The sequence below is a fragment of the Pedobacter sp. 01T416_2 genome (assembly GCF_056398925.1).
The window spans coordinates 1-1,009 of the sequence record NZ_JBFTQI010001228.1 but is presented as its reverse complement, the minus strand read 5'-3'; the positions used below and the strand labels follow the sequence as shown (position 1 = coordinate 1,009).

Sequence of the window (1,009 nt, the reverse complement as noted above, 5' to 3'; positions counted from 1 at the left end):
AGATCAATCAAGCACAAACTTATTATATAACTAAGTACTTATTTTCTGCCAGTAAAAATTTAATCGAGGAAATGGCTGAAAGAATAAATATTAAAATTGAATCAGCCTAAATAACTTCAAATGGATTGCGGAATAAACACAATATTGTTCCTTTTCCACATAAGAATTTTGATCAGTGAGGCAACACTGAAGGTAAATCTGCTGGTAGAATGGATTACACCACTAAAGCTACAGGAAAAATGGATTTTGATCCAATGTGTATCTGTTCAGAGGGAAAGCAACCAAATATGTTTTATCCAATAATCAAATAGGTGCTCAGCTTAGTCCGAAACAAAGGGACATTTTCGGCTGAAATACGCAGCCATCGTCAAATGTAAAATGTTATATAATGGAATTGTTTCACGGAATGTTAAGCCTATCAATTTATTTCTTAAAAATATACTGAGTTATTGTTGCTATTCCTCTTCATGCACATCTATTTTCGAAGAAATTTTGTAGCATTGCTGGAAATTAACAAAACTCTTTATGAAATTAACAGAATTTTATTCCTTAAGGAATGATTTTACTATCATAGGCTTAACGGGCCGATTGGGATCCGGCTGCAGCAAAATTGCAGAACATTTATCATCAGCTGACTTCATCAATCAGTTGGAACCCAAATCAATCGGTGAAGCAAGCTCTCTGGAAGATTTGAAATATAAGATTGCCTATGATTTTTTGGCATCTTCAGCAAACTGGGTTCCCTTTGAAGTTATCGCTTATAAGAACGTTCTTCTACTGCATGTATTATTTGAAAGCCTAACTGGAGATGTGTTCAAAGATTGGGTTCAAAATTTAACTACCATCCTAGTACAAAATGGCAATAAGATTAATCCGCAGTCTAAAAACCGTTTCGATATTGAACAAGATGCAGAACTATTTAAAAATAAACTGCCAGAATTTATAAATTCCAGAGGTGAATTTCTCCAACATTTTCATGACACGTTATGTTCAGGAGGTGAGTTGAAGG

The 1,009-nt window shown here is 34.1% G+C and carries 1 protein-coding gene; it reads left to right on the top strand.

The window, feature by feature from the left end:
* Positions 1-525 precede the first annotated feature (525 nt).
* On the top strand, positions 526-1,009 hold a 484-nt coding region (locus AC1DPQ_RS28740), incomplete at its 3' end, for a hypothetical protein (protein ID WP_477611713.1).